General features: G+C 57.5%; 4 protein-coding genes. All 4 read left to right on the top strand.

The genetic code is table 11. The features are described 5' to 3' along the window. Positions 1–113 precede the first annotated feature (113 nt). A complete protein-coding gene (gene rplJ / locus F8I07_RS03230) occupies positions 114–599 on the top strand; it encodes a 50S ribosomal protein L10 (protein ID WP_292655665.1) in 486 nt (161 codons plus the stop codon). A gap of 64 nt (positions 600–663) precedes the next feature. Next, positions 664–1,038, top strand: a complete 375-nt coding sequence (rplL, locus tag F8I07_RS03225; RefSeq protein ID WP_292655662.1) for a 50S ribosomal protein L7/L12 — start codon at positions 664–666, stop codon at positions 1,036–1,038. 127 nt (positions 1,039–1,165) lie between these two features. Continuing rightward, on the top strand, positions 1,166–5,326 hold the full coding sequence (gene rpoB, locus F8I07_RS03220; RefSeq protein WP_292655660.1) for a DNA-directed RNA polymerase subunit beta: 4,161 nt from the start codon (positions 1,166–1,168) through the stop codon (positions 5,324–5,326). Continuing rightward, positions 5,323–9,519, top strand: a 4,197-nt coding sequence (gene rpoC / locus F8I07_RS03215; RefSeq protein ID WP_292655658.1) for a DNA-directed RNA polymerase subunit beta', incomplete at its 3' end; no start/stop codon positions are given. The genes rpoB and rpoC, both read left to right, overlap by 4 nt.

Below are 9,519 nucleotides of genomic sequence, written 5' to 3'. Positions count from 1 at the left end.
GCCTTTATCTTGACTGAAGACAATAGGGGCGAAAGCTTAAACGGAGCCTCTCTCCTCCGGGAGCGGCTCTCCTCGCGAGAGGAAGCCCTGTTGGAAGTCTGAAAGGAGAAACGATGACCAGAGCAGAAAAAGAACAGCTTGTCGCTGAGCTCACCGCTGCCTTCGAAGCGTCCAACGCGGTAGTCGTCTGCGACTACAAGGGTCTGACCTGTCAGGAACTGGAGCATGTCCGTGGCCTGGCTGCTGCTAATGACGCACAGGTCAAAGTCGTCAAGAACACCCTGGCGACACTGGCCCTGAAGAATGCGGGGATCGAAGATCTGGAACTTCGGGATACCAATCTGGTAGTCTGGGGCGAAGATCAGATCTCGACCTGTAAGACAGCCGACAAAGCTGCGACCGAGTTCAAAGATCGCTTTGTGATCAAGTCCGGTGCGCTGGAAGGCAAAGCCGTCGAGCTGGATACCATCATGGCGATGGCCAAACTGCCCAGCCGTGACGAACTGATCGGTATGCTTCTGAATGTCTGGATGGCGCCTGTCCGCAACTTTACGATCGGACTGGATGCCCTGCGCCAGAAAAAAGAAGAGGAAGCATAAGTGAAGGTGAGTCACGCTGCGGCGGGACTCTTTTTATGAGAAAACAACCGTAAAAGGATAGAACATGGCATGTACAAAAGAAGATGTACTTGAATTCATCTCCAACCTGAGTGTCCTCGAACTCAGCGAGCTGGTCAAAGAGTTTGAAGAGAAGTTCGGCGTTTCCGCCCAGGCGACTGTTGTCGCTGCCGCTCCCGGTGCAGCTGCCGGTGAGGCTGCCGAAGAGCAGACTGAATTTGATGTCGTGCTCAAAGATGCCGGCGCCAAGAAGATCAACGTGATCAAAGTGGTCCGTGCCGTCACCGGTCTGGGCCTCAAAGAGGCCAAGGCGGCCGTCGAAGAGACTCCCACCGTCATCAAAGAGGGCGTCTCCAAAGAAGAAGCTGAAGAGCTCAAGAAACAATTCGAAGAAGCCGGCGCTACCGTCGAACTCAAGTAAGTCAATCCTTCGGGGCCTCGGTCCCGGTTCCTCCCCGATTCGGATGCAGAGAGGAACTATCTCCGATAGTTTATTTGTGTATCTGCGTACAGTACCAACCACAGAAACCAAACATTAAGGTTTGCCAATGTTAAATTCACTCCATTCCGGAAACAGACTCCGCGTCGATTTCTCCAAAACTCCGAGACAGATCGAGATTCCCCATCTGCTTCAGCTTCAGCAGAACAGTTATGAAAATTTCCTGATGATGGATGCGAAGGACCGCTCCAACAGTATCATCGAAAAGGTCTTTCGTGCCTCTTTCCCGATCCATGATCAGCAGAACCGTATCACCCTGAGTTACAAGGGCAGTGAGATTATCAAACCGAAATACACCATTCGTGAATGTATGGAACGGGGGCTTACCTATGCCGTCTCTCTCAAACTGAAGATTGCTCTGACGATTTGGAACCGGGATGAGAAAACCGGAGAGCGTCTGGACCCCAAAGAGATCAAAGAGCAGGCGATCTATGTAAGGGATATCCCCCTGATGACCGACCGCACCTCCTTTATTGTCAACGGGGTGGAACGGGTCATCGTCAACCAGCTGCATCGCAGCCCCGGTGTCATCTTCAAAGAGGCGGAGGCCGCCACCGTGGCCAACAAACTGGTCTACTCCGCTCAGATCATCCCCGACCGGGGAAGCTGGCTCTACTTCGAGTATGATGCCAAAGACATCCTCTATGCCCGGATCAACAAGCGGCGCAAGATCCCCGTGACGATCCTCTTCAGGGCTCTGGACTATACCAAAGAGGATATCCTCCGTCTCTTCTACCCCACCAAAGAGATCCATGTCCGGGACGGGCGCTTCATCGTTCGTTTCGATCCCGCAGATTTCGTAGGCCGTGCTGAGTATGACATCAAGGATATCGACGGCAATGTTATCGTCGCGACCGGTAAACGGTTGACAAAAAAACGGGCCCAGAAACTGGCCGAAGAGGGGCTGGAGTGGGTCGAATATCCCGTCGAGATCCTGATGGAGCGCCATCTGGCCGAACCGATTGTCGATCAGGAGAGCGGCGAAGTCCTCTACGACGTTATCACGCAGCTGGATGAGAACCGCATCCGCAAGATCGTAGAGTCTGGGATCGAATCCTTCAAGATCGCCGATGACCTGGCCGAAGGAGCTGACAGTTCTATTATCCGTTCTTTTGTCGCCGATCAGGAGAGTTTGAAACTCTTGAAGCAGACGGAAGAGATCGAGGATGAGAACCTCCTCTCTGCCATTCGGATCTATAAAGTGATGCGCCCGGGTGAGCCGGTGACCCCTGAGGCGGCCAAAGCCTTCCTCCATCAACTCTTTTTCGATCCCGAGCGGTACGATCTGACCAAAGTGGGCCGGATGAAGATGAACCACAAACTCAGTCAGGATGTTCCCGAGTATGTGACGGTTCTCACCAGTGAAGATATCATCAATACCGTCAAATATCTGATCAAAGTCAAAAACGGTGAAGGGCAGATTGATGACCGGGACCACCTGGGGAACCGGCGGATTCGGGCCATCGGTGAGCTGCTGGGCAACGAACTCCACAACGGCTTGATGAAAATGCAGAAGGCCATCAAGGACAAGATGACCACCGTCAGCGGTTCACTGGATGACCTGATGCCTCACGATCTGGTCAACTCCAAAATGATCACCAATACCATTCTGGAGTTTTTCTCCGGCGGCCAGCTGAGCCAGTTCATGGATCAGACCAACCCCCTCTCCGAGATCACCCACAAACGCCGTCTTTCGGCTCTGGGCGAAGGAGGATTGGTCAAAGAGCGTGCCGGTTTCGAAGTGCGGGATGTCCACCCGACCCACTACGGACGGATCTGCCCCATCGAGACCCCGGAAGGGCAGAACATCGGTCTGATCAACACCCTGGCTACCTATGCCAAAGTCAACGAACTGGGCTTCATCGAAGCCCCCTATAAGGTGGTCAAAGATCGGAAAGTTACCGATGAGATCGTCTACATCACCGCCACTCAGGAGGAGAACAAAGTCATCGCTCCCGCCTCGACCAAGGTGGATGAGAACGGCTACATCGTCGAAGATCTGATCGAAACCCGCCTCAACGGAAACATCGGACTCAACGAGGCGGACAAGGTCGATCTGATCGATGTCGCCCCCCTGATGATCTCCGGGGCGACCGCCGCCCTGATTCCCTTCCTGGAGCACGACGACGCCAACCGGGCCCTGATGGGATCGAACATGCAGCGCCAGGCGGTGCCCCTGCTCAAAACCGAAGCCCCTGTTGTGGGGACCGGGATGGAGGCGATCGTCGCCCGGGATGCCTGGGAGGCGATCAAGGCACGCCGCGCCGGCGTCGTGGAGAAGGTCGATGCCCGAAATATCTATATCAAAGGGGAAGATGAAAACGGCCTCTTCATCGACCACTATCTCCTCGAGAAGAATATGCGGACCAACCAGAACACCTCCTTCGGGCAGGTGCCCATCGTTCATGTCGGCGACGAGGTCAAAGCAGGCCAGGTGATCGCCGACGGTCCTAACATGGATCAGGGAGAGCTGGCCATCGGGAAGAACATTCTCGTCGCCTTTATGCCCTGGAACGGCTACAACTATGAGGATGCGATCATCCTCTCAGAGAAGCTTATCCGCGAAGATACCTTCACGTCGGTCCACATCTACGAGAAAGAGATCGAAGCACGGGAGCTCAAGCACGGTACCGAAGAGATCACCCGGGATATCCCCAATATTCGGGAAGAGGATCTGATGCACCTGGACGAGAGCGGGATCGTCAAGATCGGAACCCATGTCAAGCCCGGCATGATCCTGGTGGGCAAGGTCTCGCCCAAGGGAGAGATCAAACCGACTCCCGAGGAGCGTCTGCTGCGGGCCATCTTCGGTGACAAGGCCGGCCATGTGGTCAACAAGTCTCTCTACTGCCCCGCCTCCATGGAGGGGGTTGTCGTAGATATCAAGATTTTCACCAAAAAGGGCTACGAGAAGGATGCGAGGGCTATCCGCGCCTACGAGGAAGAGCGGGCCCGTCTCGATCGGGATCATCACGACAAACTGCTGATGATCGACCGGGAAGAGATGCTCCAGATCACCTCCTTCCTGGCCAAGCAGGAGCTGGCCAGAGATGTCGCCGTGGGAGAGAAGGAGTACAAAGCGGGTGAGAAGATCCCCGAAGAGGAGATCCGCTCCATCAACCGCTTCGCTCTGCGCAACGTCGTCGCCTCCTACAGCGACGAGGTGCAGAAAGAGTACGAGGCGATGAAAAACTACTTCCTCAAGCAGAAGAAGAAGCTCAAGACCGAGCATGAAGAGAAGCTCCAGATTCTGGAGAAGGACGACATTCTCCCCAGCGGGGTCACCAAGCTGGTCAAGGTCTACATCGCCACCAAACGCAAGATCAAGGTCGGGGACAAGATGGCGGGACGCCACGGAAACAAGGGTATCGTCTCCAACATCGTTCCCGAGATCGATATGCCCTACATGGAAGACGGCCGCCCCGTGGATCTGATCCTCAACCCCCTGGGGGTCCCCTCGCGGATGAACATCGGACAGATCCTGGAGGTTCACCTGGGACTCATCGGCAAGCGTCTGGGGGAGCAGATCCAGGAGGTCTATGAGAGCAAGCGGGAGGACTTCGTCCAGGAGCTGAGAAGCAAGATGAAAGAGATCGCCGATACCGCCAAACTGATGAAGGCCAGAAACGAGCTGGAGACTATGAGCGACGAGGAGCTCCTGGAGTATGCCCGTGACTGGTCCAAAGGGGTCAAATTCGCTGCCCCGGCCTTCGAATCCCCCAACGAGGAGGAGTTTGCCAAGCTCTTCGAATTGGCCAAAATCGACAGCGACGGCAAGACCGTCCTCTATGACGGCAAGACCGGCGAGCAGATGCTGGAGCGGGTCAACGTCGGCTACATGTACATGCTCAAACTCCACCACCTGGTCGATGAGAAGGTCCACGCACGGAGCACCGGTCCCTACTCCCTGGTGACCCAGCAGCCCGTGGGAGGAAAGGCGCTCTTTGGAGGTCAGCGCTTCGGAGAGATGGAGGTCTGGGCCCTGGAGGCCTACGGCGCCGCCCATACCCTCAAGGAGATGCTGACCATCAAGTCCGACGATGTCGAGGGCCGCGCCCGGGCTTACCGGGCCATCACCCGGGGCGAGAGCGTCCCCGAGTCGGGAATCCCCGAAACGATGTTCGTCCTGACCAAAGAGTTGCAGGCACTGGGCATGGATGTTGAGCTCTATGAGCAGAAAAAAGAAGAAGAGGAAGAGAGTGAAGCATGAGTAAGAACCTTGAAAATCTTGTCCCCATCGATATGAGCCGCGAAGAGCGGCCCCGCGACATCGCCGCGCTTCAGTTGCGGGTCGCCAGTCCCGAAAAGATCCTCTCCTGGAGTTACGGCGAGGTCAAGAAGCCCGAGACCATCAACTACCGGACCCTCAAGCCCGAGCGCGACGGCCTCTTCTGTGCCAAGATCTTCGGCCCCATCCGGGACTACGAATGTCTCTGCGGCAAGTACAAGAAGATGCGCTACAAAGGCGTCGTCTGTGAAAAGTGCGGTGTCGAAGTGACAAGCTCCAAGGTCCGCCGGGACCGGATGGGACACATCGAACTGGTCGCTCCCGTGGCCCACATCTGGTATGTCAGCTCCCTCCCTTCCCGGATCGGAACACTGCTGGGTGTCAAGATGAAGGACCTGGAGCGGGTCCTCTACTACGAAGCCTACATCGTCAAGGATCCCGGCGGCGCCAGCTACGACAGTGAAGGGGGCAATCCGGTTCAGAAGTACGATGTCCTCAACGAAGAGCAGTATCAGCAGCTCAGTCGCCACTTCGCCGATACCGGCTTCGATGCCCGGATGGGCGGTGAAGTGATCAAGGAGCTTTTGGCGGAACTGGATCTGGTGGAGATGCTGGGCCAGCTCAAAGAGGAGATCTCCGCAACCAAATCGGAAGCCAAGCGCAAAACCATCGTCAAGCGCCTGAAGGTGATCGAGGCTTTTCTGGATTCGGGGAATCGTCCCGAGTGGATGATGCTGACCTATCTGCCGGTCCTTCCTCCCGATCTGCGGCCTCTGGTCTCTCTGGACGGCGGCAAATTCGCCGTCAGTGACGTCAACGACCTCTATCGTCGGGTCATCAACCGCAACCAGCGGCTCAAGCGGCTGCTGGAGCTGGACGCTCCCGAGATCATCGTCCGCAACGAGAAGCGGATGCTCCAGGAAGCAGTCGACGCGCTCTTTGACAACGGCCGCCGCGGCAATGCGGTGAAAGGGGCCAACAAACGCCCCCTGAAGTCCCTCAGCGAGATCATCAAAGGGAAGCAGGGGCGTTTCCGCCAGAACCTGCTGGGGAAACGGGTCGACTTCTCGGGCCGTTCGGTTATCGTCGTGGGGCCCGATCTGCGGATGGACCAGTGCGGTCTGCCCAAAAAGATGGCCCTGGAGCTTTTCAAGCCCCATCTCATGGCCAAACTGGAGGAGAAGGGCTACGCCACGACCCTCAAACAGGCCAAGAAGATGATCGAGATGCAGACCAACGAGGTCTGGGAGTGCCTCGAAGAAGTGGTTGAGAGCTATCCGGTGCTGCTGAACCGGGCACCGACGCTGCACAAACTCTCGATCCAGGCCTTCCACCCGCGGCTCATCGAGGGTAAGGCGATCCAGCTGCACCCGCTGGTCTGTGCCGCCTTCAACGCCGACTTCGACGGGGACCAGATGGCGGTCCACGTGCCGCTCTCCGACGAAGCGATCGCCGAGGCGAAGATCCTGATGCTCAGTTCCATGAACATCCTGCTGCCCGCCTCCGGTAAAGCGATTGCGGTTCCCAGCCAGGATATGATTCTGGGACTCTACTATCTCTCCCTCGAGAAGGCGGACGTCAAAGGGGCCCACAAGCTCTTCTCCAATGTGGATGAAGTGCTCATCGCCTACGAGCAGGAGACCCTGGACCTCAACGCCCGGATCCGAACCGTGGTCGACGGTAACATCGTCACCACTACCGTCGGCCGGCTGATCCTCAAGTCGATCATGCCCGACTATGTCCCGGAGAATCTCTGGAACCGGGTGCTGAAGAAGAAAGACATCGCCAATCTGGTCGACTATATCTACAAACACAGTGGTATTCAGCTGACCGCCGAGTTCCTGGACAACCTCAAGGATATGGGTTTCCGTTATGCGACTCGGGCCGGTGTCTCCATCTCCGTGGACGACATCAAGACGCCCGAGCGCAAGGAGGAGATCATCCGTGGCGCCAAAGAGAAGGTTTTCGAGATCCAGAAGCAGTTTGCGGCGGGTCTGCTTACCGAGCAGGAGCGCTACAACAAGATTATCGACATCTGGACCGACGCCAACAACGCTATTGCCGACGAACTGATGAAGCTGATCAAAGAGGACAAAGAGGGGTTCAACTCCGTCTACATGATGGCCGACTCCGGGGCGCGGGGTAGTGCCGCTCAGATCCGGCAGCTCTCCGGGATGCGGGGATTGATGGCCAAATCGGACGGTTCGATTATTGAAACCCCCATTACCTCCAACTTCCGGGAAGGACTCAACGTGCTGGAGTACTTCATCTCCACTCACGGAGCGCGGAAGGGTCTGGCGGATACGGCGCTCAAGACCGCCAACGCCGGTTACCTGACCCGTAAGCTCATCGACGTGGCCCAGAATGTCAAAGTCTCCATGGAGGACTGCGGCACCCACGAAGGGGTCGAGGTCTCCGATATTCTCGTCGGTAACGAACTGATCGAATCCCTGGCGGACCGGGTCTACGGCCGGGTCGTCGCCAAGGATGTGATCGACCCCGTCACCAACGAAGTGCTTCTGGTCGAAGGGCAGCTCATCGGGGAAGAGGAGGCCCGCCTGATCCGCGAAGCGGGGGTCCGCTCCGTCGTCATGCGTGCACCGGCTACCTGTAAGGCGCCCAAGGGGATCTGTGCCAAGTGCTACGGCCTCAACATGGCCGAGAACCGCCTGGTCAAGCCGGGCGAAGCCGTCGGGGTCATCGCCGCCCAGTCCATCGGGGAGCCGGGTACCCAGCTGACGCTGCGGACCTTCCACACCGGGGGAACCGCCACTGCCGGCAAAGAGGAGCGCCAGGTTGTCGCCACCAAAGAGGGATTCGTCCGCTACTACAACCTGTCGGTCTATCGCAACCGGGATAACCAGCTGATCGTAGCCAACCGCCGCAACGCCGGTGTCTTGCTGGTCGAGCCCAAGATCAAAGCACTCTTCGACGGAAAGCTTTCCATTGTGAACACCCACGACGAAGTGGTCCTGCTGCTCAAAGGCAAAGAGGAAGAGAAAAAATACACCTTCCGCAAAAGTGACGTGGCACGGGCCAACGAGCTGGCCGGTGTCGGCGGCAAAGTGGAAGGCAAGGTCTTCTTCCCCTACGAGAACGGCACCGAGATCAAAGAGGGCGATTCCATCGCCGAGGTGATCAAAGAGGGGTGGAACGTTCCCAATCACATTCCTTTCGCCAGTGAATTGAAGGTCGAAAACGGTGCTCCCGTCACCCAGCCGGTCCAGGCCGACGCTAAAGGACGGGTGGAGTATTTCCTCCTCGAAGGTGACTACCTGGAACCCACCGACACCATCAAAAAGGGTGAGCCGGTGGAGGAGAAGGGGCTTTTCGCCGTGATCGTCGACGAGAGCAACCGGGAAGCGGCCCGCCACTACATCTCCCGCGGGTCCATCATCCAGGTGGCTGCCGGCGAGCAGGTGGAGCGCGGGGCCCTGATCTCGTCGCCCAGAGAACAGACCCAGATCGTCATCGCCGAGTGGGATCCCTATGCCGAGCCGATCATCGCCGAAGAGAGCGGAACGGTCAAGTTCGAGGATGTCATCCCCGGCGTGACCGCTAGCGAGCAGTTCGATGAACTCACCGGCGAATCCCGGCTGGAGCTCAACGAATATATCCCCGCCGCCTACAAACCGTCGATCATTCTGGCGACGGAGAGCGGCGAGATCCTCCGCTACCACCTGGATCCCAAGACGATCCTCTTCGTCCAGGACGGCGAGGAAGTACAGATCGCCGATATTCTGGCCAAGAAGCCCAAGGCGGCCATCAAATCCAAGGATATCACCGGCGGTCTGCCCCGGGTTTCGGAGCTCTTCGAAGCCCGCCGTCCGAAAGATATCGCCCTCATCGCCAAGATCGATGGGGTGGTGAGCTTCGGCAAGCCGCTGCGCGGCAAAGAGCGGATCGTCATCACCGGCGACAACGGCCAGGTGACCGAACAGCTGGTGGACAAGGGCAAAACGATCCTGGTCCATCCCGGGGAATACGTCCACACCGGCGAGCGCCTCACCGACGGGCTGGTCTCCAGCCACGACATTCTCGAGGCGCTGGGCGAGCGGGCCCTCTACGAATATATCGTCAGTGAGGTTCAGCAGGTCTATCGCCGCCAGGGGGTCAACATCTCCGACAAACACATCGAGATCATCGTCTCCCAGATGATGCGCCAGGTCAAGATC

It is taken from the genome of Nitratifractor sp. (genome assembly GCF_015487065.1).
Classification (GTDB): Bacteria; Campylobacterota; Campylobacteria; order Campylobacterales; family Sulfurovaceae; genus Nitratifractor.
This window is presented reverse-complemented; position numbering and strand designations above follow the sequence as displayed.